The following is a 21005-nucleotide window of genomic DNA, read 5'->3' as shown; positions in this document are numbered from 1 at the left end:
CTGTGGTACTCAGGTGAGTCTCGAAGCGACGAATCGCGACGAAATTTAACCCTGGCGCTGCTTGTGACGGGGGTTCTCGCAGATGACCATCACGTTGCCGTTACGGCGGATGACCTTGCACTTGTCACAGATCTTTTTGACGCTGGGCTTGACCTTCATGGTGATTCCTTGTTTTTCGCTGTCTTCGTACCCTCGGGATGCCGAAGGCCGTTACTTACAGCAGTCGTTACTTGTAGCGGTAGACGATCCGGCCACGGGTCAGATCGTAAGGACTCAACTCGACGATCACGCGGTCCTCCGGGAGGATGCGGATGTAGTGCTGACGCATCTTGCCCGAGATGTGGGCAAGGACTCGGTGGCCGTTTGACAGCTCAACGCGAAACATCGCGTTGGGCAGAGCTTCGACTACTGCGCCCTCGATTTCGATGACACCGTCTTTTTTGGCCATACCCTCACTGTCGCTCTGTATTGATTGCTGGTCATGCGGGATTGATGCCGGACATGCCCGAAAAGGGCGACACCAGACACCAAGGATCTATCTTATGGTATGAGATTGCCTTTTGGCAATTCAGTCCTATAATCCCTGCGCGCGTCGTACCTCGAGCACGATCGACGCGAAGAGTGGATGCGCCGCATCGAGCCCGCACACCTGCAGAACCACGTGCTCCGCGCTTTCGGCCCGGAGCATCCGTTGCAGCTCGACGCTCTGCTCGTCGGCCGCAACGTCAAAGCGCAGCACCGCACCGATGGCGCCCAACAGCGCTTCGGGTATGAAGCCCGATTCGATCAATTCCGCGGCCGGGCCGATGAACCGCTCGTTGCGGCTGAGCTTGCGCAGCGGCTGGCGGCCCACTCGTTCGACGGTGTCGAGCAGGGCCGGGTTGCTGAACCGAACGATGATCTTCTCACGGTAGTTGCGCTGGGCGGCCTCGTCGAGTCCGTGCTTGGCAACCAGTAGCGCCGACGTCTCTTCGAGCACGGCGCGGGCGGCCGCCACGACGGTCGGCACGTCGAGCGCCTCTGCGATCGTGCTGACGCCGGCCCGGCTGCCGAGGTAGGCGATGGTGGCGTGCCCGGTGTTCACCGTGAAGAGCTTGCGCTCGATATAGGGCAGGAGGTTGTCCACGAACGTGGCTCCCGGAATGACCGGAACCGCATCGCCGAATGGGCCGCGCTCGATGACCCACTCGTAGAAGGCCTCCACCGTCACCGTGAGGCCCGCATCCGCTGCCTGGTTGGGCACGATGCGGTCGACGGCCGTATTCGCGAAGGCGGCGCGCGCCGAAACGGCCGGCCAGTCGGCACCGGTCACGTGGCTGTGCACGTGCTCGGCGAGCAGGTCGGTGGCGTTGATGGCGTTCTCGCACGCCATCACGGCGAGCGGCGGCAGCGACGCTGCCCGGCGAGCCAGCCCGGCCGCGATGAGCGGGGCGACGAACTTGAGAATGTTCGGTCCGACGGCCGTCGTCACGACGTCGGCGGTGGCGATCTCGTCGATCAGCGCCTCGCTGTCGGTGGCGCTGTTGATGGCGCGGAAACCCTGCACCGTGTGCTGGCGGGCCCCCTCCCCCTTCTCGTGCACCTCATAGCTGGGTGCGGCGTGCAGCGCGTCGATGAGGGTCGAATTCACGTCGGCGAAGACCACCTCGTACCCGGCTTCGTGCAGCAGGAGTCCGACGAAGCCGCGCCCGATGTTGCCCGCGCCGAAGTGAATGGCCTTCATTCTGCGTTGACCTCCTCGAGCAGGGCGTAAATCTCTTCGGCCGTGCCGGCGTCGATGAGTTTGGCCACCTCGTCTTCGTCGGAGAACACGATGGCGATCTTGGAAAGGATCTCGAGGTGCTCGTTGTTGAGCCCCGCGATGCCGACGGCGAAGCGCACCGGCTCGCCGTTCCAGTCGATCGGCTCGGCGTAGCGCACGAGCGACAGGGCGCTGCGCAGGATCGACTCCTTCGCGTCGTTCGTACCGTGCGGGATGGCAAGGAAGTTGCCCATGTACGTCGAAACGGATGCTTCGCGCTCGAACATGGACGCCACGTAGTCGTCGCTCACGGCGCCGGATGCCACGAGCAGGCCGCCGGCCTCGCGTATCGCCTCGTCGCGCGTGCGGGCCGTTCCGCGGGCAATCAGGTTGCGGGGTTCGAGGATCTGACTCATGAGATGACTCCTTCGTTGGTCTGGCGCTCGAGCATGCCCACGACTTCGTCGTATTTCGGGCTGTTCATGAAGTTGTCGACGGAGACATGCACGGAGTCGGGTGACTTGGCCCGCGCACGGTCGGTCAGGTCCTGGTGCGTGATCACGAGGTCGGCGCTGCCGTCGAGGTTGGCGATGGCCTGGTTGGTCACCGTGATTCCCGCGATGCCGGCCTTCTTGATCTTGTTGCGCAGCACGGAGGCGCCCATCGCACTCGAGCCCATTCCGGCGTCGCAGGCGAACACGATGTTGCGGAGGTCGCGAGTGGCGGCGTTGCCGCCGGCTGCGGCATCCGTTGCGGTGGAGCCGACGAGGCTGCCGAGTACCGAACTGGATTTGCCCTTGTTGGCCTGGGTCTTCGCCACGGCGGCGGTCAGGTCGAGACCGGCACCATCAGCGAGGTCACGGCGACGGCTGGCGCGCAGGATGACGGCGGCGATCAGGAAGGAGACCGTTGCCGCACCGATGACCGACAGGATGACGCCGATGTAGCTGTCGGGCGACGTCTGGAAGAGCACGGCGAAGATGCTGCCGGGCGAGGCGGGAGCGCGCAGACCGGTGGCGAACGCCACGTTGATGGCCACACCGGTCATACCGCCGCCAATGGCGGCCAGGATGAGGATCGGCTTCATGAGCACGTAGGGGAAGTAGATCTCGTGGATGCCGCCGAGGAACTGGATGATGATTGCGCCGGGCGCGCTGGCCCGGGCAATGCCGGTTCCAAAGAATGTGAACGCGAGCAGGATGCCCAGTCCGGGGCCAGGGTTGGCCTCGAGCAGGAACAGGATCGACTTGCCGGTGTCGGATACCTGCTGCACGCCGAGCGGGGTGAGCACGCCGTGGTTGATGGCGTTATTGAGGAAGAGCACCTTGCCCGGTTCGATCAGGATGCTCGCGAGGGGCAGCAATCCGTTGGCGATCAGAAAGTCGACACCGGTTTCGAGCAGTTTGCTCAGCCCGGTCACGAGCGGGGCGATGCCGACGAACGCGCCGAGAGCGAGGATGGCACCGAGGATTCCAGCCGTGAAGTTGTTCACGAGCATCTCGAAGCCGGCCTTGATCTTGCCCTCCCAGATGCTGTCGACCTTCTTGAGAAGGTAGGCAGCGAGCGGGCCCACGATCATGGCTCCGATGAACATCGGTATGCTGCTGCCGACGATCACACCCATCGTGGCGATCGTGGCGACCACGCCACCGCGGGTGTCATAGATCATGCGCCCACCCGTGTTGGCGATCAGCAGCGGCAGCATGTAGATGATCATCGGGTCGACGAGGGTTGCGAACGTCTCGTTGGGGGTCCATCCGGTGGGGATGAACAGCGCGGTGATCAGCCCCCACGCGATGAAAGCGGGAATGTTGGGCATGACCATTCCGCTGAGGAATGTGCCAAAGCGCTGCACGTGCACGCGAGTGCCCGTTCGCTTGGTGTCGGCTGACGTCGTCGTCATTTCAGTACCTTTCTAGGGTGTGCTGTCGGGGAAGGTTCAAAACGAGAAGATGAATCAAGAAATTTGGCAGCCCGGGTCGTGACCACTTCGCGGGCGGATGCCGCATCCTCGGCTTCGAGGGCAAGCTCGGCCAACAGCCGGGCCTGCGCACTCGTGAAGTCCGCCAGGGTCGCTCGTACGTCGGCGAGGGCTGAAGCGGACATCGAGAGGCTCGTTGCACCCAGGCCGACGAGCACCACGGCGAGCAGCGGATCCGCGGCGGCCTCACCGCACACGCCGACGGGCTTGCCGAGCGCGGCACCGGCGGCACCGACCTCGGCCACCAGGCGCAATACCGCGGGGTTCCACGGGTCTTGGAAGGCGGCCACGGAGCCGAGCAGGCGGTCGGCCGCGAGCGTGTACTGGGTGAGGTCGTTCGTACCGATCGAGGCAAAGTCGGCGTGTCGCAGGATGCGATCGGCGAGAAGCGCGGCGGCAGGGATCTCGACCATCACCCCGGCGGTCCTGAGTCCGAGTTCGCGCGCGAGTGCCACGAAGTAGCGGGTCTCCTCGACGGTGGCGACCATCGGTGCCATCACCCACAGCTCGGCGTCGGTGGCGGCATCCGCCTGGGCGAGCGCTTCGAGTTGGTCGCGCAGGATCTGCTCGGACGCGCGCAGCGCGCGCAGTCCCCGCAGACCGAGGGCCGGGTTGTCTTCGCGGGCGTCGTTGAGGAAGGCCAGCGGCTTGTCCGCCCCGGCATCCAGTGCACGTACCACGACCTTCTTGCCGGGGAAGGCGCGCAGCATCCGCTCGTATTCGGTGCGCTGCTCGGCCACGGTCGGCGCGGTGACGGCGTCGAGAAACAGGAATTCGGTACGGAACAGGCCAACGCCCTCCGCGCCGAGGGCGACGGCCGCGGCCGCGCCGTCGGCCGACCCGAGGTTCGACAGCAGCGGAATGGGGGTGCCGTCCGCGAGGCGGCCCGGTGACACCGGCGCGAGCGCGCGGGCCGCCCGAGCGGCCACACGTGCGTGGGCCTCGGAGAGTTGCTCGGCACTGGGTGATGTGATCACCAGGTTGTTCGCGGCGTCGAGAATGACCTCGTCACCATCGGCGAGGCCCGCCGCACCATTCGTGCGCACGATGGCCACAATGGACTTCTCGCGTGCCAAAATGGCGGTGTGCGAGGTAGGACCCCCGTCGAGCGTGATGAGGCCGAGCACCTGGCTCAGGTCGAGGGTGGCGGTGTCGGCCGGAGCCAGGTCGCGAGCCACGAGAATGAACGGATGTCCCCGGTCGGGTACCCCGGGCGCCGAGACTCCCCGGAGACGCGCGACGACTCGCTGCGAGACGTCGTCGAGGTCGCCCGCCCGCTCGGCCATGTAGCCGCCGAGCTCGGTCAGCATGTCACGGAAGGCCGCGAAGGCCTCGAAGACCGCTCGCTCGGCGGTCGCGCCGGCGGCGAGCCGCAGCGTGACGTCGTCAACGAGGCTGGGGTCCTCGGCCATCATGGACTGGGCCTCGAGCACCTCGCCGGCCATTCCACCGGCCCGCGCCGCGCGGGCGAGGAGGTCGGCTGCAACGGCGCCGAGGGCTTTGGCGACCCGGTCGCCCTCTTCCGCCGGTGTCAGAGCGCTGGGTGCGGCGACGGGGTCGGGCATCGGGTCGGGCATGCGCACGACCCGGCCCACAACGACACCCTGACCGATTCCGATTCCCTGCAGTTCCATGCGCAGACCTTAGGCGTCGTGGTCGATGAGCAGCAGCCCGGCCAGCTCGTCGAGGATAGTCTCGGCCGCGTCACCGTCGGCCGCAAGGGTGACCTCGTCACCGTGGCCGATGCCGAGGGAGATGACGCCGAGGATGCTTGCGGCGTTCACGGTCTTGCCGCCGGTTTTGGTGAGCGTGACGGGAATACCCGCGACCGCTGCGGCCTGGCTGAAGAGTTTCGCCGGGCGAGCGTGCAGTCCGTTGGTCGAGCCGATGAGAACCGTTCGTTCGAGCATTGCGGTGCCTTTCGTTGCGTGTACGTTATGCGGCATGTGTTGGGAGTGCTGGTCTGCCGGAGTCATGAGCGGGTGCCGGCCGCCACGAGGGCCAGGTCGAGGGCCTCTTCGCCGTCGCGAGCGGTGAAGACCGTTGTGGACATCAAGCTGGCCCGCACGTCGGCCGCTGCGGCCTGCTGCTGGATCCGGGCAAACAACGCTTCCAGATGCGGACCCACGAGGAGCACATCGATGACCGGCAGCATGCTCGCCAGATCTGATTCGCTTCCGGCGGTCACCTGAGTCGCAATGCCCCGGGCCGCCGCGCTCTTGCGGAGCCGCAGCGCCACGAATGTGCTGGACGCACCGGCGCCACACACAATATGAATCCTCATCGATTCACCCTTTCGTCGTCGACGCACAGCAGACTCAGAACAGTCTGCCGGGCGCCTCGTCCGGGGGCCACCAGACTCGTTTCCGCACCCCCGGAAACCCTCGGGTTCGGCAGATAAGATCAATATGATGGGACCGCACGACACAGAACAAGGCGCAATGAGCGACAAGCACTCGAGGATGCTCGACTACCTCTTCCGCTCCCCGGCCTGGGTCACGGCGGGTGAACTGGCCGAGCACCTCGGCGTGACTCCGCGCACCGTGCGCAGCTACGTCACGAGCGTGAAGTCGGCGGCCGATCCGCTCGAGGTGATCGAGTCCGGGCCGGCCGGCTACCGCGTCAACCGTGAGGCCTACACGGCCTTCCGTGCAGTACCGCCGAGGCGGCCCCCCGAGACGGACACGCCGCAGCGCCGTCTGTACCAGCTGGTTCGTCGCCTCATCGACTCGGCAGAAGGCCTCGATGTCTATGAGCTCGCGGCCGACACCTTCGTGAGCGACTCCACCGTCGAGGCCGACCTGTCCCGCGTGCGCGCACTCCTGCCAGACACGGGACTCTCCCTGGCCCGCCACGGCAGCGAAGTGACCCTTCTCGGATCCGAAACCGACCGACGCCGCCTGATCAGCCGGATGTTCCGTGAAGAGTCCGCCCGCGGTTTCCTCGAACTCGCGGCGATCCAGAAGGAATTCGCGTCCGACAGCCTCGGTGCGTTCAAGACCGACCTGATCGCCATGCTCGACGCACAGGGTTATTTCGTGAATGAGTACGGCACCAACAATGTTCTGCTGCACGTGGCCATCGCCGTGGACAGGGTGAGCAAGCGCGCCGCCGCCCGGGCCGACGAAGCACCAGCCGCCGGCGGACACCTCACGGTCGCTTTGGCCAGTCTCATCGACACCCATTTCGGTGTCGTGCTTGATTTCACCGACCTCGCCTATCTCGTGCTCCTTCTCCAGACCCGGGTTGTGACGCCCGGACACGACGAGGCCACCGACGCGATCAGCGCATCCGTCGCCCGCGCCGGGGACCTCGAGGTCGTGCGTCGCATCGTGGCCCAGGCCAGCGAGGAGTACCTTGTCGACCTGGCCGACGAGGATTTCATCACCCGACTCACGCTGCACGTGCGCAACCTCATCGATCGCGCCCAGACGCGGGATTACTCACGGAACCCGCTCACCCGGTCGATCAAGACCGCCTATCCGATGATCTACGAACTCGCCGTGTACATCGCGAGCGAACTGCAGCGCCAGGAGCAGATCCACATCAACGACGACGAGATCGCCTACATTGCGATGCACGTCGGGTCGTACCTGGAACAGCATTCGCAATCTGAGCAACTCGTCACCTGCGTGATCGTCTGCCCCAACTACTACACGATGCACGTGCAGTTGCGTCAGCGCATCGAACGGGTTCTCGGCGATGACTTGACCATCGTGGACCAGGTCACGCGCAGTGACGTGTCGTGGGCAGACCTCCGCGCCGACCTCGTGCTCACCACGATCGAGCCGCCTGTCCCGTCCGACGGCGTGATTGTCATCCAGCCGTTCCTCACAGAACGCGACGTGCACCGAATCCGCGAGGCGGCCATCCGTGTGCGCCGGCTTCGTCGGAGGTCGCACATCAAGAATGACTTGCTGCAGTTTTTTGACGAATCCCTCTACCTGCGTAACTTCGCCGCCCCCGATGAGCAGGCCATGATCCGCGAACTCGGTGGGCGCATGGTCGCGCGCGGACTCATCGACCCGAGCTACGTCGACGGCGCTATCGAGCGCGAGCGGATGTCGTCGACCGCGTTCACCGACCACCTCGCCGTTCCCCACGCCATGGCCATGACCGCGCAGCAGACGTCCATTGCCATCGCGGTCAACGACTCCCCCATGCCCTGGGGTGACAGTCGTGTCAACGTGGTGGCCCTGATCGCGTTCAGCGCTGCCGGGCGGGCGTCGTTCCAGTCCGTCTTCGACCAGTTCGTCGAGGTCTTCACCGAGCGCGCCGATGTGCAGCGTCTGATCAAACGCTCGGTGGACTTCCCGTCTTTCATCGACGAGCTGGTGCACCTCATCGACAAATAGACGCTAGGCGATCGGGACGGGAACGATGCCGAACGGAGCGAGGCCGGCGGCTCCGCCGTCTTCAGCGGTGAGGACCCAGATGCCGTCCTTGTGCACGGCGATGCTGTGTTCCCAGTGCGCGGCGGCCAGGCCGTCGCTCGTGGCGACGGTCCAGTCGTCTTCGCGGGTGTAGGTATCGATCGATCCGAGCACGACCATCGGCTCGATGGCGACGACCAGGCCCGGCTTCACGTCGGGGCCCTTCTGGCGCACGCGGTAGTTGAACACCGGCGGGGCCTCGTGCATGGAGCGGCCGATGCCGTGACCGACATAGTCGGTGAGGATTCCGTAGGTGCCCTGCGATTCCACATAGTCTTCGATGGCATCGCCCACCTCGTTCAGGTGCCGGGCCGTGTGCAGTCGGGCGATACCGTGCCAGAGCGACTGCTCGGTCACGTCGGACAGCTTCTGGCGTTCGGCCACGACCTCGGGCCGTGATGGGTCTGGCAGCACGAAGCTGAAGGCGGCGTCGCCGTTCCAGCCCTCGATGATCGCGCCGCTGTCGATGGAGACGATGTCGCCGGCTTCGAGTCGGCGTGCGGAGGGGATGCCGTGCACCACGTCATCGTTCACCGACGCACACACGGTGTGGTGGTAGCCCTCTTCGAGCTTGAAGTTGGGCTTGCCGCCCAGCACCAGGATCGCGGCCTCGGCCGCGGCGTCGATGTCGAGAGTGGTGGCGCCGACGACCATGGCCGCGCGGGCAGCCTTGAGCGAGGCCGCGGTGGCCAGACCGGGCGCGATCATGAGGCGCAGCTGGGCTGGATTCTTGTAGATGGAACGACGAAGACTCACTGATTTCCTACAAACTAGCTCCGAACACGGGAGCGATATTTTATGTATCTGGCTGTTCACATGATGATGGGCCGGGCCGTGAGGCCCGGCCCGAAACGGCTAAACCCGCTGAGAAAAACCGGTTCAGATCGTGGTGGTGCTGGCGCGCAGGCCACGTTCGGTCAGCGCGGCGAGAATTCGTTCGGTGACCTCTTCCACGGCGCCGAGGCCGTCGATCGTGACCACGAGGCCGCGGGCGCTGTACACGTCGATCAGCGGAGCGGTCTGCTCGGCGTACACGTCAAGACGGTGACGGATGACGTCGGCCGTGTCGTCTGCGCGGCCCTGCTCGGCGGCACGCTTGAGCAGCCGGGCCACGACCTCGTCGGTGTCGGCGGTGATCAGCACGACAACGTCGAGCTTGGTACCCTCAGCCTCCAGGAGACGGTCGAGTTCGGCGACCTGGTCGGTCGTGCGCGGGTAGCCGTCGAGCAGAAAGCCGCTCGCGGCATCCGTTTCTTTCAACCGATCAGCGACGATGGCGTTGGTGAGCGAATCTGGCACGTAGGCGCCCGCGTCCATGAACGACTTGACCTCGAGCCCCAGCTCGGTCTTGTTGGTCACGTTGTAGCGAAAGATGTCGCCGGTGGAGACGGCGGGAACTTCGAAGGCCAGCGCCAGGCGCTCGGCCTGCGTGCCCTTACCCGCGCCGGGCGGGCCGATCAGTAGTAGGCGGGTCATTTAAGGAGCCCCTCATAGTGTCGCTGTTGCAGTTGCGAGTCGATCTGCTTGACCGTCTCGAGCCCCACACCGACGACGATCAGGATGCTCGCGCCGCCGAACGGGAAGTTCTGGTCGGCGCCGATGACCGAGAAAGCAATGAGCGGGATCAGCGCGATCAGGCCCAGGTAGATCGAGCCGGGCAGGGTGATGCGGGTCAGCACGAAGTCGAGGTACTCGGCGGTCGGGCGGCCAGCGCGGATGCCGGGAATGAACCCGCCGTACTTCTTCATGTTGTCGGCGACTTCTTCGGGGTTGAAAGTGATGGCCACGTAGAAGTAGGTGAAGCCGATGATGAGCAGGAAGTACATCGCCATGTAGAGCGGCTGGTCGCCACCGGTGAGGTTGTTGGAGATCCAGACCACCCAGGCCGGAGCTTCCTGCCCCGCGGCCGGCTGGTTGAATTGCGCGAGCAGGGCCGGCAGGTACAGCAACGAGGAGGCGAAGATCACGGGGATCACGCCGGCCATGTTGACCTTGATCGGAATGTAGGTGTTGTTGCCACCGTAGGTGCGTCGACCCACCATGCGCTTGGCGTACTGCACCGGTACTCGCCGCTGCGATTGCTCCACGAAGACCACGCCGGCGACCACCAGTACTCCAACGATCAGCACGATGATCAGGGTGTCAGCGCCCTGCTGCTGGCCGATGGCGCTCAGCGAACCCGGGAACAGGGCGGCAATCGAGGTGAAGATGAGCAGTGACATACCGTTGCCGACGCCGCGTTCGGTGACGAGCTCACCCATCCACATGATGACGCCGGTTCCGGCGGTCATGGTGATGACCATGAGCATGATGGCGTACCAGGCATCGTTGGTGATCAGCTGCGTGCACTCGGTGCTGGCGGATGTGCCGAACAGGGCGCCGCTGCGAGCCACCGTGATCAGGGTGGTCGACTGCAGGATGCCGAGGGCGATGGTGAGGTACCGGGTGTACTGGGTCAGAGTGCTCTGGCCCGAGGCACCCTCCTTATAGAGGGTGTCGAAGTGTGGGATGACCACGCGCAGCAACTGCACGATGATCGAGGCCGTGATGTACGGCATGATGCCCAGCGCGAACACGCTCAGCTGGAGCAGAGCGCCACCGCTGAAGAGGTTGACGAGCTCGTAGAGGCCGCTCGTGCCCTGGTTGGCTGCGAGACACAGCTGCACGTTGCCGAAGTCCACGAACGGGGCCGGAATGAACGAGCCCAACCGGAACAGAGCAATGATGCCCAGGGTGAAGCCGATCTTCTTACGAAGGTCGGGCGTGCGGAAGATCCGCGCAATGGCGCTAAACAAAAAGGCCTCCAGATTTTTACGCAGATCGACCCGTGTAGGTCTACTTAAAACGATCGAGCTTGTCGAATCACACCAAACGATTTACTCGATTGACGGATTCGACAAGCTCGATTGAGCGTCTACGGACTTACTTTACAGATCCACCCGCGGCGACAATTTTCTGCGCAGCTGACGCAGAGACCTTGTCGACCGTCACGTTCAGCTTAACGGTAATGTCACCGGTTCCAAGAACCTTGACTTTTTCGTTGTCACGAACCGCACCCTTGGCGATCAGGCTGGCGATGGTGACATCGCCGCCGTCCGGGTAGAGCACTTCGAGCTTTTCCAGGTTGACAACCTGGTACTCGACGCGGAACGGGTTCTTGAATCCACGCAGTTTCGGGGTGCGCATGTGCAACGGCATCTGCCCACCCTCGAAGCCGACGCGCACGGTGTAACGCGCCTTCGTTCCCTTGGTGCCTCGACCCGCGGTCTTACCCTTGGATCCTTCACCACGGCCAACGCGCTGGCGGGCCTTCTTCGCTCCGGGTGCCGGGCGAAGGTGGTGTACCTTCAGCACGTGCTCGCGGGGCTCCGACGACTCGGCTGCAACAGCGGCCTTCTTCGGTGCTGCGGCCTTTTTGGGGGCAGCAGCCTTCTTCGTGGCGGGCTTGTCGGCTACCTGGGTAGCTTCCTTCTCGTCAGCCATTAGTCAATCTCCTCGACCTTTACGAGGTGAGCGACGGTGTTGACGTAGCCACGGTTCTGCGAGTTGTCCTCGCGGATCGTGACGGCGCCAATGCGTCGCAGACCCAGGCTGCGAAGAGTGTCGCGCTGGTTCTGCTTCTCACTAATTTTGGACTTGATCTGTGTGATCTTCAGCTGGGCCATCAGGCACCTGCCTTCGCGGTTGCAGCTGCTGCGGCAGCAGCAGCGTCGGCACGAAGAAAACGGGCCGGAGCCACGTCTTCATAGGCAAGGCCGCGGCGAGCCGCAACCGCACGCGGCTCTTCGAGCTGGTGCAGGGCCTCGACCGTGGCGTGCACGATGTTGATGGTGTTCGACGAACCGAGCGACTTGCTCAGCACGTCGTGGATGCCAGCGCATTCGAGTACGGCGCGCACCGGGCCACCGGCGATAACGCCGGTACCTGCTGCTGCCGGACGAAGCAGAACGACGCCGGCTGCAGCCTCACCCTGCACGGGGTGCGGGATGGTCAGGCCGACGCGAGGAACGCGGAAGAAGTTCTTCTTCGCCTCTTCGACGCCCTTGGAGATAGCGGTCGGGACCTCGCGGGCCTTACCGTATCCAACGCCGACCAGGCCGTTACCGTCGCCGACGACGACGAGAGCGGTGAAGCTGAAGCGACGACCACCCTTGACGACCTTCGACACGCGGTTGATGGTGACGACGCGCTCCAGGAACTGGCTCTTGTCGGCATCACGGCTTCCGCGATCCTTGTTCGGGTTGCGCTCACGGCCACCACGACGAGCCTCGCGGGGCTCGTTCTGCGGCGGGGTCGTGGAGGCGGCGGTTTCAACCGGCGCCTCGGCAACGGCAGCAACAGGTGCTGTGGTTTCGATCTTTTCAGTGCTCACAGGTTCAATCCACCCTCTCGAGCTCCCTCGGCGATGGCTGCGACGCGTCCTGCGTACTTGCTGCCACCACGGTCAAATACAACGGCTTCGATGCCGGCGGCTTTCGCACGCTCAGCAACAAGCTCACCGACCTTGCGGGCCTTGGCGGTCTTGTCACCATCGAAGGTGCGCAAATCCGTTTCGAGCGTGGATGCCGACGCAAGGGTGAAACCCTTGCTGTCGTCGACGACCTGCACGAATACGTGGCGAGCCGAGCGTGTGACGACAAGGCGCGGGCGAAGCGCCGTTCCCTCGATCTTCTTGCGAAGACGGGTGTGTCGACGTCCGCGGGCTGCGGCCTTGCTCTTGCCTCTAGTTCCGAGTCCCATGGTTACTTACCGCTCTTTCCGGCCTTGCGGCGAACAATCTCGCCGGCGTAACGCACACCCTTGCCCTTGTAGGGCTCTGGCTTGCGAATCTTACGGATGTTGGCGGCAACCTCGCCGACGGCCTGCTTGTCGATTCCGCTGACCGTGAGCTTGTTGACGCTCTCGACGGTCAAAACGATTCCGACAGGCGGCTCGACGACGACCGGGTGCGAGAAGCCGAGGGCGAACTCAACGGAGGTGCCCTTCTGCGCCGCGCGGTAACCGGTACCGACGATTTCGAGACCCTTGGAGTAACCAACGGTTACGCCGATGATCTGGTTGTTGATCAGGGTGCGGGTCAGACCGTGCAGCGAACGCGACTGGCGCTCGTCGTTCGGACGGGATACGAGAACGTGACCGTCCTCGATCGACACCGAGATGGGGTTGGAAACGACGAGCGCGAGCTCGCCCTTCGGGCCCTTGACGGAGACGGCCTGGCCGTCAGCCACAACCGTGACCCCAGCGGGGATCGGGATGGGGAGTCTTCCAATACGTGACATTTTCGGTTACCACACGTAGGCGAGAACTTCTCCGCCTACGCCCTTCTTCTCAGCCTGGCGGTCGGTGAGCAGACCGCTGGAGGTGGACAGGATGGCAACGCCGAGGCCGCCGAGAACCGTGGGGATCTCAGTCGACTTTGCGTACACGCGCAGGCCGGGCTTGGAAACCCGCTTGATGCCTACGATGGAACGCTCACGGTTCGGACCGAACTTGAGGTCCAGCGTGAGGGTCTTGCCTACTGTTGCATCCTTGACGGTCCAGGCAGAGATGTAACCCTGAGCCTTGAGGATGTCAGCGATGTGCGCTTTCAATTTGCTATGCGGCATGGACACGGTGTCGTGGTACGCCGAGTTCGCGTTGCGCAGTCTGGTCAGCATGTCTGCGACCGGATCTGTCATTGTCATTTTGTGGTGCCTTTCTCGCCTGGTTTCGCCCATCCGTTACACGAATGACGACCTGTGGTGGTGAGGAAGCCGATCGGTTGATCGACTTCCGGGGTGAAATTCTATGTGCGCCCGATGCTTACGTACGCAGCGTGCGTTGCCAACCCGAGTTGGGAGCCTGCGTGGCGCAAGCTCCCAACTCTAGTTGAAAATGTTCCTGCGTAGTTGGACTACTTCTGTGCGTCGTCCGACTTGAACGGGAAGCCGAGCGCCTTGAGCAGCGCGCGACCCTCGTCGTTGGTCTTCGCGGTCGTGACAACCGTGATGTCCATACCGCGAACGCGGTCGATGCGGTCCTGGTCGATCTCGTGGAACATGACCTGCTCGGTCAGACCGAAGGTGTAGTTGCCCGCACCGTCGAACTGCTTGTCGGACAGACCGCGGAAGTCACGGATACGAGGAAGGGCCAGGCTGAGCAGCCGGTCGAGGAATTCCCACATGCGGTCGCCACGAAGAGTGACGTGGGCGCCGATGGGCTGTCCCTCACGCAGTTTGAACTGCGCGATGGACTTGCGGGCCTTGGTGACCTGCGGCTTCTGGCCGGTGATCTTGGTGAGGTCGGAAACCGCACCGTCCATCACCTTGCCGTCGCGTGCTGCTTCTCCGACACCCATGTTGACGACGATCTTCGTCAGGGTGGGGATGCGGTGCACGTTGGTGAAGCCGAGTTCCTCGGAGAGCTTGGCACTGATCTCATCGCGGTACTTCTGCTTCAGACGCGGCAGGGCCTTGACGGGCTCGGTGCCCGTAATGGTGTCAGTCATTAGAGGTCCTTCCCTGACTTCTTGGCGTAACGAATGCGGACCGTCTTGGTGACGCCGTCCTTCGTTACCTCTTCCTGGCGGAAGCCGACGCGAGTCGGCTTCTTGGACTCCGGGTCGACGATTGCAACGTTGGACACGTGGATGGGGGCTTCGAAGGTCTCGATGCCGCCCGTCTTGGTGCCGCGCTGGGTCTGGCCGACGCGAACGTGCTTGGTCACGAAGTTGATGCCCTCAACGAGGACACGGTTCTTCTCGACGTCGACGGAGATGATCTTGCCCTGCTTGCCACGGTCTCCGCCGCGAGCCTGGCTGCGGCCGCTGATGACCTGAACGAGGTCACCCTTTTTGATTCTGGCCATGATTAAATAACCTCCGGTGCCAGCGAGATGATCTTCATGAACTTCTTGTCGCGAAGCTCGCGACCGACCGGTCCGAAGATTCGGGTGCCGCGGGGGTCACCGTCTGCCTTCAAGATCACTGCAGCGTTCTCATCGAACTTGATGTAGGAGCCGTCTGGACGACGAGTCTCCTTCTTGGTGCGAACGATGACAGCTTTGACGATGTCACCCTTCTTGACGTTGCCGCCCGGGATTGCATCCTTGACCGTGGCGACGATGACGTCGCCCAGGCCGGCGTAACGGCGGCCGGAGCCACCGAGAACGCGGATGGTCAAGAGTTCCTTGGCACCGGTGTTGTCGGCAACCTTGACTCGTGATTCTTGCTGAAGCACTTTATAACTCCTTTACGTCAAGTAAGCGCGAGGCTTACTTGGCCTTCTCAAGAATCTCGACCAGGCGCCAGCGCTTGGAAGCGCTAAGCGGACGGGTCTCACTGATCAGGACCAGGTCGCCGATGCCGGCGGAGTTCGCCTCGTCGTGCGCCTTCAGCTTGGATGTACGGCGGATGACCTTGCCGTACAACGGGTGCTTCACGCGGTCTTCGACCACGACAATGATGGTTTTATTCATCTTGTCGCTGGTCACGTAACCACGCAGCGTCTTGCGGTAACCGCGTACGAGCTCGGTGGCCTCGCCTGCGACGACCGTTTCGTCAGTCTTCGCCATGACTAGGCCTCCTTCGTCTCGACGGCCTCGGCTGCAGCGTCATCGGTGGACTCCACTGCTGCCTTGGCCTTCTTGGTCTTCTTTTCAGCCTTCTCAGCCTTGGCCGGAGCCGGGGCTGCGATGGGCGTGGCACGAATGCCCAGCTCGCGCTCACGGAGAACCGTGTAGATGCGAGCGATATCGCGCTTGACCGCGCGGAGGCGGCCGTGGCTCTCAAGCTGACCGGTAGCCGACTGGAAGCGCAGGTTGAACAGCTCTTCCTTGGCCTTCTTCAGCTCTTCGAACAGCTTTTCATTGTCAAAAGTATCGAGCTCGACTGGGGCGAGCTCCTTGGTGCCGATCGCCATTATGCGTCGCCCTCCTCGCGCTTGATGATGCGTGCCTTGAGGGGCAGCTTATGAATTGCGCGGGTCAGCGCCTCTTTCGCAACGGCGTCGGTGACACCGCTGAGCTCGAACAGAACGCGACCCGGCTTGACGTTGGCAACCCACCACTCGACCGAACCCTTACCGGAACCCATGCGGGTTTCGGCCGGCTTCTTGGTCAGCGGACGGTCGGGGTAGATGTTGATCCACACCTTTCCGCCACGCTTGATGTGACGCGTCATGGCGATACGAGCGGACTCGATCTGACGGTTGGTCACATATGCGGGGGTCAACGCCTGAATGCCGTACTCACCGAAGGACACCGTGGTGCCACCGGTAGCGTGGCCGGTGCGACCCGGGTGGTGCTGCTTACGGTGCTTGACTCTACGTGGAATCAACATTATTTAGCCTCCGCGACCGCTGCGACGGGAGCCGCTGCCGGCGCATCCGCACGAGGTGCACGACGCGGTCGATCGTCACGACGCTCGGGGCGGGACGACTTAGCGTTGGCCTGCTCGCGAGCGAGTTCCTTGTTGGTGATGTCGCCCTTGTAGATCCAGACCTTCACGCCGATGCGGCCGAAGGTGGTCTTGGCTTCGTAGAAGCCGTAGTCGATGTTCGCGCGCAGGGTGTGCAGGGGCACACGACCTTCGCGGTAGAACTCGCTGCGGCTCATCTCGGCGCCACCCAGACGACCGGACACCTGGATGCGAACACCCTTGGCGCCGGCGCGCTGTGCACCCTGCAGGCCCTTACGCATCGCGCGGCGAAATGCCACACGTGCGGAGAGCTGCTCGGCAATACCCTGCGCGACGAGCTGGGCATCCTGCTCGGGGTTCTTGACCTCGAGGATGTTCAGCTGAATCTGCTTGGCGGTGAGCTTTTCCAGGTCAGAGCGGATGCGCTCGGCCTCCGCGCCGCGGCGACCAATCACAATGCCCGGACGGGCAGTGTGAATGTCAACGCGAACACGGTCACGAGTGCGCTCGATCTCGATGCGGCTGACGCCGGCACGGTCGAGGCTGGTGCTCAGCAGGCGACGGATCTTGACGTCTTCTGCAACAAAGTCAGCGTAACGCTGACCCGGCTTGGTCGAGTCGGAGAACCAACGCGATACGTGATCGGTGGTGATTCCCAGACGGAAGCCATAGGGATTTACTTTCTGACCCATTACTTCGTACCCTCCTCAGGAGTGGTGAGCACAACCGTGATGTGGCTGGTGCGCTTCTTGATTTCGAATGCGCGACCCTGGGCACGAGCCTGGAAACGCTTGAGGGTCGTACCCTCGTCAACGAATGCCCGGCTGATGAACAGGTCCTGCTCGTCCAGATACGTGTTGGCTGCATCTGCTTTGACCCGGGCGTTGGCGATGGCCGAGGCCACCAGCTTGTACACCGGATCGCTCGCGCCCTGCGGCGCGAACTTCAGAATTCCCAGCGCTTCGTGCGCCTGCTTGCCGCGGATCATGTTGACAACGCGACGAGCCTTCTGGGGGGTAACGCGGATGTGACGCACGCGTGCGATCGACTCCACCATTTCTTCTCCTCCTTCACGTCACCGCGTTAGCGGCGACGGCCCTTCTTGTCGTCCTTCACGTGTCCACGGAAGGTGCGGGTGGGCGCAAACTCGCCGAGCTTGTGGCCGACCATGCTCTCGGTGACGAACACCGGGATGTGCTTGCGTCCGTCGTGCACTGCGATGGTGTGTCCGAGCATGTCGGGGATAATCATCGAGCGGCGCGACCAGGTCTTGATTACGTTCTTGCTCTTGGCTTCGTTCGCCGTGAACACCTTGCGAAGCAGGTGGTCGTCAACGAAAGGGCCTTTCTTAAGACTTCTTGGCATCGTCTACTCCTACTTACGCTTCTTGCCGACGGTGCGGCGACGAACAATGAGCTTGTCGCTTTCCTTATTCGGGTGGCGGGTGCGCCCTTCCTTCTGGCCCCAGGGGCTGACGGGGTGGCGTCCACCGGACGTCTTACCCTCACCACCACCGTGCGGGTGATCAACCGGGTTCATGGCAACACCACGAACGGTCGGGCGAACGCCTTTCCAGCGCATACGTCCGGCCTTGCCCCAGTTGATGTTCGACTGCTCGGCGTTGCCGACCTCGCCGATCGTCGCGCGGCAGCGAGCATCCACGTTGCGGATTTCACCAGACGGCAGACGAAGCTGGGCGTAGACGCCCTCCTTCGCGACGAGACGAACCGACGAACCGGCGGAGCGGGCCATCTTGGCACCACCACCCGGACGCAGCTCGATCGCGTGAATGATGGTACCGGTGGGGATGTTCTTCAACGGCAGGTTGTTGCCGGGCTTGATGTCAGCCCCGGCTCCCGACTCGATGATGTCGCCCTGGCTGAGCTTGTTCGGCGCGATGATGTAACGCTTCGTGCCGTCGATGAAGTGCAGGAGCGCGATGCGCGCCGTGCGGTTCGGGTCGTATTCAATTTCAGCGACGCGGGCGTTGACGCCGTCCTTGTCGTTGCGCTTGAAGTCGATCACGCGGTACTGGCGCTTGTGGCCACCACCGATGTGACGGGTCGTGATGCGGCCCTGGTTGTTACGTCCACCGGTCTTGGAGAGCGGACGCAGAAGCGACTTCTCCGGGGTGGAACGCGTGATTTCCGCGAAGTCGGCAACGGATGAACCGCGTCGACCCGGGGTCGTGGGCTTGTACTTACGAATAGCCATTAGTTATCCCTCTGCCTGTCGCTTAGCCGACGGCCGTGAAGATGTCGATGGAGCCAGACTTGAGCGTGACAATGGCACGCTTGGTGTCCTTGCGCTTGCCCATGCCGAACTTGGTGCGGCGAGTCTTGCCCACGCGGTTCAGGGTGTTGATCGAAGCGACCTGCACCTTGAAGATCTTTTCGATCGCGAGCTTGATCTCCGTCTTGTTCGAGCGGGGGTCAACGATGAAGGTGTACTTACCCTCGTCAATCAGGCCGTAGCTCTTCTCAGAGACAACCGGAGAGATGATGATGTCGCGGGGGTCCTTGTTGGTCGCGATAGTCATTATGCGGCCACCTCTTCCTTCTTGGTCTTGCTCTCCACGAACGCGTTGAACGCGCCGGTGGTGAAGACAATGTCGTCGCTGACGAGCACGTCATAAGCGTTGAGCTGATCCCACGAGAGGATGTGCACCGTCGGGAGGTTGCGAATGCTCCGCAACGTGGTTTCGTCGGTGCGCTCGAGAACAACCAGCACGTGCTTGCTCGTGGCGATCTGCGTGAGCAGCTCCAGGGCAACCTTGGTGTTGGGGGTCTCCGCCGTGAACAGTGCCTCGACGATGTGCAGGCGGCCACCGCGGGCGCGGTCGCTCAGTGCACCCTTGAGGGCTGCGGCGATCATCTTTTTCGGGGTGCGCTGGTCGTAGCTGCGCGGGGTCGGTCCGTGGACGATTCCACCACCGGTCATCTGAGGAGCGCGGATCGAGCCCTGACGAGCGCGACCGGTTCCTTTCTGCTTGAACGGCTTACGGCCGGCACCGGAAACTTCTCCACGGCGCTTGACCTTGCTCGTTCCCTGGCGTGCGGCAGCGAGCTGCGCGACAACGACCTGGTGGATGAGAGGAATGTTGGCGGGAACGTCGAAGAGCTCGTCGGGAAGCTCAGCAGAGCCTGCCTTCTTGCCTTTGGCGTCAATGATGTCGAGTGCTGTAGCCATGGTGACTAGGCTCCCTTCACTGCGTTGCGAACGAATACGAGGCGGCCACGAGCGCCGGGAACGGCACCCTTGACGAGCATGAGGCCCTTGTCGGCGTCAATAGCGTGCACCTTGAGGTTCAACACGGTTACGCGCTCGCCACCCATACGACCGGCCATGCGCATGCCCTTGAAGACACGGCTCGGGGTCGAGGAAGCACCGATGGAACCGGGCTTGCGGTGGTTGCGGTGCGAACCGTGAGAAGAGGAGACACCCTTGAAGTTGTGACGCTTCATAACACCGGCGAAACCCTTACCCTTGCTGGTGCCCATGACATCAACCTTGGTGCCGGCAGCGAAGACACCGTCAACGGTGAGCTCCTGGCCCAGGTTGTAGTCAGCGGCATCCGCGGTGCGGAGCTCGGTGATGTGGCGACGCGGCGTGACGCCGGCCTTGTCGAAGTGACCGGCAAGGGGCTTGTTGACTTTGCGCGGGTCGATGGGACCAGCGGCGATCTGAACGCCGTTGTAGCCGTCGACGGCCTTGGTGCGAATCTGCGTGACAACGTTCGGCGCGATCTCGATGACGGTAACGGGAACAAGCTTGTTGTTCTCGTCCCACACCTGGGTCATGCCGAGCTTCTTGCCGAGGAGACCCTTGGTGGTCTTGGTATCGGAGTATGACATCGCGGGCCCTAGAGCTTGATCTCGATGTTGACGTCGGCCGGAAGGTCGAGGCGCATGAGCGAGTCAACAGCCTTCGGGGTCGGGTCAATGATGTCGATCAGACGCTTGTGGGTGCGCATTTCAAAGTGCTCCCGGCTGTCCTTGTACTTGTGAGGAGAACGGATGACACACACCACGTTCTTCTCGGTCGGAAGCGGCACCGGGCCGACGACTGTAGCGCCCGCACGGGTCACTGTGTCGACGATCTTGCGCGCCGAAATGTCGATGACCTCGTGGTCATACGACTTAAGTCGAATGCGGATCTTCTGTCCCGCCATGTCGAACTCTCTCTCTGTCGAGGCGTCTTACAGACAACGGCAGGATTTGCCGAGGTTGCATTGGACGCCGTAGTAGCACTGCTGCCATTAGCACCACTGTTCATATGTCAATTTCGAATCACGCACGAATAAACGACGCTCATCGTCAACGTCGACTCCCAGAAGCAGAACCCGGGGGACGGCACGGTTTAACCCACGCCGACCAGATCGTTGATTTATGCTGCGCTCTGCTCCCCGCGGCCTAGCCTGCAATCTGCGCGCTACGACAATGTGTTCTTCGTAGA

At 63.2% G+C, this 21005-nt stretch carries 32 protein-coding genes; 1 reads left to right on the top strand and 31 read right to left on the bottom strand.

The annotated features are described in order from the left end of the window. Nucleotides 1-45: 45 nt before the first annotated feature. The 8 genes from rpmJ to E3T50_RS10430 all read right to left on the bottom strand — a co-directional run bounded on the left by rpmJ (nt 46) and on the right by E3T50_RS10430 (nt 6006). The gene (gene rpmJ / locus E3T50_RS10465; protein WP_035834639.1) at nt 46-159 is read right to left on the bottom strand and encodes a 50S ribosomal protein L36; all 114 of its coding nucleotides are present in this window, start codon (nt 157-159) and stop codon (nt 46-48) included. 67 nt (nt 160-226) lie between these two features. Next, nucleotides 227-448, bottom strand: a complete 222-nt coding sequence (gene infA / locus E3T50_RS10460; RefSeq protein WP_035834638.1) for a translation initiation factor IF-1 — start codon at nt 446-448, stop codon at nt 227-229. A 126-nt stretch (nt 449-574) separates the two neighbouring features. Beyond that, nucleotides 575-1723, bottom strand: coding sequence for a mannitol-1-phosphate 5-dehydrogenase (locus E3T50_RS10455; RefSeq protein WP_134551772.1), 1149 nt, complete (start codon nt 1721-1723; stop codon nt 575-577). After that, the gene (locus tag E3T50_RS10450; RefSeq protein ID WP_134551771.1) at nt 1720-2157 is read right to left on the bottom strand and encodes a PTS mannitol transporter subunit IIA; all 438 of its coding nucleotides are present in this window, start codon (nt 2155-2157) and stop codon (nt 1720-1722) included. The genes E3T50_RS10455 and E3T50_RS10450 overlap by 4 nt, the downstream gene beginning before the upstream one ends. Then, entirely contained in the window at nt 2154-3644 is a 1491-nt protein-coding gene (locus E3T50_RS10445; RefSeq protein WP_134551770.1) for a PTS mannitol transporter subunit IIBC, read from the bottom strand. The genes E3T50_RS10450 and E3T50_RS10445 overlap by 4 nt, the downstream gene beginning before the upstream one ends. Beyond that, nucleotides 3641-5356 (bottom strand): phosphoenolpyruvate--protein phosphotransferase, encoded by a 1716-nt coding sequence (gene ptsP / locus E3T50_RS10440; RefSeq protein ID WP_134551769.1) that lies wholly within the window; start codon nt 5354-5356, stop codon nt 3641-3643. Before ptsP ends, E3T50_RS10445 begins: the two co-directional genes overlap by 4 nt. A 9-nt stretch (nt 5357-5365) precedes the next feature. Continuing rightward, on the bottom strand, nt 5366-5632 hold the full coding sequence (locus E3T50_RS10435) for an HPr family phosphocarrier protein (protein WP_134551768.1): 267 nt from the start codon (nt 5630-5632) through the stop codon (nt 5366-5368). Between the two features lie 62 nt (nt 5633-5694). After that, nucleotides 5695-6006, bottom strand: coding sequence for a PTS sugar transporter subunit IIB (locus E3T50_RS10430; RefSeq protein ID WP_134551767.1), 312 nt, complete (start codon nt 6004-6006; stop codon nt 5695-5697). Nucleotides 6007-6163: 157 nt separating this feature from the next. Here E3T50_RS10430 and E3T50_RS10425 point away from each other — a divergent pair, with 157 nt between their 5' ends. Then, nucleotides 6164-8077 (top strand): BglG family transcription antiterminator, encoded by a 1914-nt coding sequence (locus tag E3T50_RS10425; protein ID WP_134551766.1) that lies wholly within the window; start codon nt 6164-6166, stop codon nt 8075-8077. A gap of 3 nt (nt 8078-8080) precedes the next feature. Here E3T50_RS10425 and map read toward each other — a convergent pair whose 3' ends face one another. The 23 genes from map to rpsJ all read right to left on the bottom strand — a co-directional run bounded on the left by map (nt 8081) and on the right by rpsJ (nt 20721). Further along, nucleotides 8081-8911, bottom strand: coding sequence for a type I methionyl aminopeptidase (map, locus tag E3T50_RS10420; protein WP_241990866.1), 831 nt, complete (start codon nt 8909-8911; stop codon nt 8081-8083). A 123-nt stretch (nt 8912-9034) separates the two neighbouring features. Further along, nucleotides 9035-9631 (bottom strand): adenylate kinase, encoded by a 597-nt coding sequence (locus E3T50_RS10415; protein WP_134551765.1) that lies wholly within the window; start codon nt 9629-9631, stop codon nt 9035-9037. Beyond that, a complete protein-coding gene (gene secY / locus E3T50_RS10410; protein WP_134463356.1) occupies nt 9628-10950 on the bottom strand; it encodes a preprotein translocase subunit SecY in 1323 nt (440 codons plus the stop codon). The genes E3T50_RS10415 and secY overlap by 4 nt, the downstream gene beginning before the upstream one ends. Before the next feature lie 127 nt (nt 10951-11077). Further along, nucleotides 11078-11638 carry a 50S ribosomal protein L15 gene (gene rplO, locus E3T50_RS10405; protein ID WP_134463354.1) on the bottom strand — a complete coding sequence of 187 codons (561 nt, stop codon included), beginning with the start codon at nt 11636-11638 and terminating at the stop codon, nt 11078-11080. Further along, nucleotides 11638-11820, bottom strand: a complete 183-nt coding sequence (gene rpmD / locus E3T50_RS10400; protein WP_066597599.1) for a 50S ribosomal protein L30 — start codon at nt 11818-11820, stop codon at nt 11638-11640. Before rpmD ends, rplO begins: the two co-directional genes overlap by 1 nt. Beyond that, on the bottom strand, nt 11820-12527 hold the full coding sequence (gene rpsE, locus E3T50_RS10395; protein WP_369827303.1) for a 30S ribosomal protein S5: 708 nt from the start codon (nt 12525-12527) through the stop codon (nt 11820-11822). The genes rpmD and rpsE overlap by 1 nt, the downstream gene beginning before the upstream one ends. Further along, the gene (gene rplR / locus E3T50_RS10390; protein ID WP_092107252.1) at nt 12524-12895 is read right to left on the bottom strand and encodes a 50S ribosomal protein L18; all 372 of its coding nucleotides are present in this window, start codon (nt 12893-12895) and stop codon (nt 12524-12526) included. Before rplR ends, rpsE begins: the two co-directional genes overlap by 4 nt. A 2-nt stretch (nt 12896-12897) precedes the next feature. Next, nucleotides 12898-13434, bottom strand: coding sequence for a 50S ribosomal protein L6 (gene rplF / locus E3T50_RS10385; RefSeq protein ID WP_134463352.1), 537 nt, complete (start codon nt 13432-13434; stop codon nt 12898-12900). Between the two features lie 6 nt (nt 13435-13440). Then, nucleotides 13441-13839 (bottom strand): 30S ribosomal protein S8, encoded by a 399-nt coding sequence (gene rpsH, locus E3T50_RS10380; RefSeq protein WP_092107248.1) that lies wholly within the window; start codon nt 13837-13839, stop codon nt 13441-13443. Nucleotides 13840-14048: 209 nt separating this feature from the next. Continuing rightward, nucleotides 14049-14642: a 50S ribosomal protein L5 gene (gene rplE, locus E3T50_RS10375; RefSeq protein ID WP_134463351.1), complete on the bottom strand. Its 594-nt coding sequence runs from the start codon at nt 14640-14642 to the stop codon at nt 14049-14051. Then, a complete protein-coding gene (gene rplX / locus E3T50_RS10370) occupies nt 14642-15001 on the bottom strand; it encodes a 50S ribosomal protein L24 (protein ID WP_134463350.1) in 360 nt (119 codons plus the stop codon). Before rplX ends, rplE begins: the two co-directional genes overlap by 1 nt. Nucleotides 15002-15003: 2 nt before the next feature. Continuing rightward, on the bottom strand, nt 15004-15372 hold the full coding sequence (gene rplN / locus E3T50_RS10365) for a 50S ribosomal protein L14 (RefSeq protein ID WP_035834620.1): 369 nt from the start codon (nt 15370-15372) through the stop codon (nt 15004-15006). 34 nt (nt 15373-15406) lie between these two features. Then, nucleotides 15407-15706: a 30S ribosomal protein S17 gene (gene rpsQ / locus E3T50_RS10360; RefSeq protein ID WP_035834619.1), complete on the bottom strand. Its 300-nt coding sequence runs from the start codon at nt 15704-15706 to the stop codon at nt 15407-15409. A gap of 2 nt (nt 15707-15708) precedes the next feature. Further along, complete coding sequence (gene rpmC, locus E3T50_RS16775) at nt 15709-16053, bottom strand: 50S ribosomal protein L29 (protein WP_104200462.1); 345 nt, start codon at nt 16051-16053, stop codon at nt 15709-15711. Then, complete coding sequence (gene rplP, locus E3T50_RS10350) at nt 16053-16472, bottom strand: 50S ribosomal protein L16 (RefSeq protein ID WP_035880247.1); 420 nt, start codon at nt 16470-16472, stop codon at nt 16053-16055. The genes rpmC and rplP overlap by 1 nt, the downstream gene beginning before the upstream one ends. Then, the gene (gene rpsC, locus E3T50_RS10345) at nt 16472-17242 is read right to left on the bottom strand and encodes a 30S ribosomal protein S3 (RefSeq protein WP_104127853.1); all 771 of its coding nucleotides are present in this window, start codon (nt 17240-17242) and stop codon (nt 16472-16474) included. The genes rplP and rpsC overlap by 1 nt, the downstream gene beginning before the upstream one ends. Continuing rightward, entirely contained in the window at nt 17242-17607 is a 366-nt protein-coding gene (gene rplV, locus E3T50_RS10340; RefSeq protein ID WP_035880249.1) for a 50S ribosomal protein L22, read from the bottom strand. The genes rpsC and rplV overlap by 1 nt, the downstream gene beginning before the upstream one ends. A 26-nt stretch (nt 17608-17633) precedes the next feature. Next, nucleotides 17634-17915, bottom strand: a complete 282-nt coding sequence (gene rpsS, locus E3T50_RS10335) for a 30S ribosomal protein S19 (RefSeq protein WP_104127852.1) — start codon at nt 17913-17915, stop codon at nt 17634-17636. 9 nt (nt 17916-17924) lie between these two features. Beyond that, complete coding sequence (rplB, locus tag E3T50_RS10330; RefSeq protein WP_092339441.1) at nt 17925-18764, bottom strand: 50S ribosomal protein L2; 840 nt, start codon at nt 18762-18764, stop codon at nt 17925-17927. Nucleotides 18765-18786: 22 nt separating this feature from the next. Next, nucleotides 18787-19089, bottom strand: a complete 303-nt coding sequence (rplW, locus tag E3T50_RS10325) for a 50S ribosomal protein L23 (RefSeq protein WP_092107233.1) — start codon at nt 19087-19089, stop codon at nt 18787-18789. Further along, on the bottom strand, nt 19089-19739 hold the full coding sequence (rplD, locus tag E3T50_RS10320; RefSeq protein WP_104193398.1) for a 50S ribosomal protein L4: 651 nt from the start codon (nt 19737-19739) through the stop codon (nt 19089-19091). Before rplD ends, rplW begins: the two co-directional genes overlap by 1 nt. 5 nt (nt 19740-19744) lie before the next feature. After that, a complete protein-coding gene (gene rplC / locus E3T50_RS10315) occupies nt 19745-20404 on the bottom strand; it encodes a 50S ribosomal protein L3 (RefSeq protein ID WP_092107229.1) in 660 nt (219 codons plus the stop codon). An 8-nt stretch (nt 20405-20412) separates the two neighbouring features. Further along, nucleotides 20413-20721 carry a 30S ribosomal protein S10 gene (gene rpsJ / locus E3T50_RS10310; RefSeq protein ID WP_035834607.1) on the bottom strand — a complete coding sequence of 103 codons (309 nt, stop codon included), beginning with the start codon at nt 20719-20721 and terminating at the stop codon, nt 20413-20415. Nucleotides 20722-21005 lie beyond the last annotated feature (284 nt).

This window comes from Cryobacterium gelidum (genome assembly GCF_004403985.1).
In the GTDB taxonomy this organism is placed as follows: domain Bacteria; phylum Actinomycetota; class Actinomycetes; order Actinomycetales; family Microbacteriaceae; genus Cryobacterium; species Cryobacterium gelidum.
Note: the sequence above shows the minus strand (reverse complement) of the source record. Positions and strands in the feature narration are given on the sequence as shown.

What these genes read in the sequence shown, in the direction of transcription:
- rpsJ (WP_035834607.1), bottom strand. Translation starts at nt 20,721, where the DNA reads ATGGCGGGACAGAAGATCCGCATTCGACTTAAGTCGTATGACCACGAG.
- rplB (WP_092339441.1), bottom strand. Translation starts at nt 18,764, where the DNA reads ATGGCTATTCGTAAGTACAAGCCCACGACCCCGGGTCGACGCGGTTCA.
- E3T50_RS10425 (WP_134551766.1), top strand. Translation starts at nt 6,164, where the DNA reads ATGAGCGACAAGCACTCGAGGATGCTCGACTACCTCTTCCGCTCCCCG.
- rplC (WP_092107229.1), bottom strand. Translation starts at nt 20,404, where the DNA reads ATGTCATACTCCGATACCAAGACCACCAAGGGTCTCCTCGGCAAGAAG.
- E3T50_RS10415 (WP_134551765.1), bottom strand. Translation starts at nt 9,631, where the DNA reads ATGACCCGCCTACTACTGATCGGCCCGCCCGGCGCGGGTAAGGGCACG.
- E3T50_RS10430 (WP_134551767.1), bottom strand. Translation starts at nt 6,006, where the DNA reads ATGAGGATTCATATTGTGTGTGGCGCCGGTGCGTCCAGCACATTCGTG.
- E3T50_RS10450 (WP_134551771.1), bottom strand. Translation starts at nt 2,157, where the DNA reads ATGAGTCAGATCCTCGAACCCCGCAACCTGATTGCCCGCGGAACGGCC.
- ptsP (WP_134551769.1), bottom strand. Translation starts at nt 5,356, where the DNA reads ATGGAACTGCAGGGAATCGGAATCGGTCAGGGTGTCGTTGTGGGCCGG.
- rplO (WP_134463354.1), bottom strand. Translation starts at nt 11,638, where the DNA reads ATGGCTGACGAGAAGGAAGCTACCCAGGTAGCCGACAAGCCCGCCACG.
- rplP (WP_035880247.1), bottom strand. Translation starts at nt 16,472, where the DNA reads ATGTTGATTCCACGTAGAGTCAAGCACCGTAAGCAGCACCACCCGGGT.
- rpmC (WP_104200462.1), bottom strand. Translation starts at nt 16,053, where the DNA reads ATGGCGATCGGCACCAAGGAGCTCGCCCCAGTCGAGCTCGATACTTTT.
- rpsH (WP_092107248.1), bottom strand. Translation starts at nt 13,839, where the DNA reads ATGACAATGACAGATCCGGTCGCAGACATGCTGACCAGACTGCGCAAC.
- E3T50_RS10455 (WP_134551772.1), bottom strand. Translation starts at nt 1,723, where the DNA reads ATGAAGGCCATTCACTTCGGCGCGGGCAACATCGGGCGCGGCTTCGTC.
- rplE (WP_134463351.1), bottom strand. Translation starts at nt 14,642, where the DNA reads ATGACTGACACCATTACGGGCACCGAGCCCGTCAAGGCCCTGCCGCGT.
- rplR (WP_092107252.1), bottom strand. Translation starts at nt 12,895, where the DNA reads ATGGGACTCGGAACTAGAGGCAAGAGCAAGGCCGCAGCCCGCGGACGT.
- rpmJ (WP_035834639.1), bottom strand. Translation starts at nt 159, where the DNA reads ATGAAGGTCAAGCCCAGCGTCAAAAAGATCTGTGACAAGTGCAAGGTC.
- E3T50_RS10445 (WP_134551770.1), bottom strand. Translation starts at nt 3,644, where the DNA reads ATGACGACGACGTCAGCCGACACCAAGCGAACGGGCACTCGCGTGCAC.
- rplD (WP_104193398.1), bottom strand. Translation starts at nt 19,739, where the DNA reads ATGGCTACAGCACTCGACATCATTGACGCCAAAGGCAAGAAGGCAGGC.
- rplV (WP_035880249.1), bottom strand. Translation starts at nt 17,607, where the DNA reads ATGGTGGAGTCGATCGCACGCGTGCGTCACATCCGCGTTACCCCCCAG.
- rpsQ (WP_035834619.1), bottom strand. Translation starts at nt 15,706, where the DNA reads ATGGCGAAGACTGACGAAACGGTCGTCGCAGGCGAGGCCACCGAGCTC.
- E3T50_RS10435 (WP_134551768.1), bottom strand. Translation starts at nt 5,632, where the DNA reads ATGCTCGAACGAACGGTTCTCATCGGCTCGACCAACGGACTGCACGCT.
- rplX (WP_134463350.1), bottom strand. Translation starts at nt 15,001, where the DNA reads ATGGCCAGAATCAAAAAGGGTGACCTCGTTCAGGTCATCAGCGGCCGC.
- rplW (WP_092107233.1), bottom strand. Translation starts at nt 19,089, where the DNA reads ATGACTATCGCGACCAACAAGGACCCCCGCGACATCATCATCTCTCCG.
- rpmD (WP_066597599.1), bottom strand. Translation starts at nt 11,820, where the DNA reads ATGGCCCAGCTGAAGATCACACAGATCAAGTCCAAAATTAGTGAGAAG.
- rplF (WP_134463352.1), bottom strand. Translation starts at nt 13,434, where the DNA reads ATGTCACGTATTGGAAGACTCCCCATCCCGATCCCCGCTGGGGTCACG.
- infA (WP_035834638.1), bottom strand. Translation starts at nt 448, where the DNA reads ATGGCCAAAAAAGACGGTGTCATCGAAATCGAGGGCGCAGTAGTCGAA.
- rpsS (WP_104127852.1), bottom strand. Translation starts at nt 17,915, where the DNA reads ATGCCAAGAAGTCTTAAGAAAGGCCCTTTCGTTGACGACCACCTGCTT.
- rpsC (WP_104127853.1), bottom strand. Translation starts at nt 17,242, where the DNA reads ATGGGTCAGAAAGTAAATCCCTATGGCTTCCGTCTGGGAATCACCACC.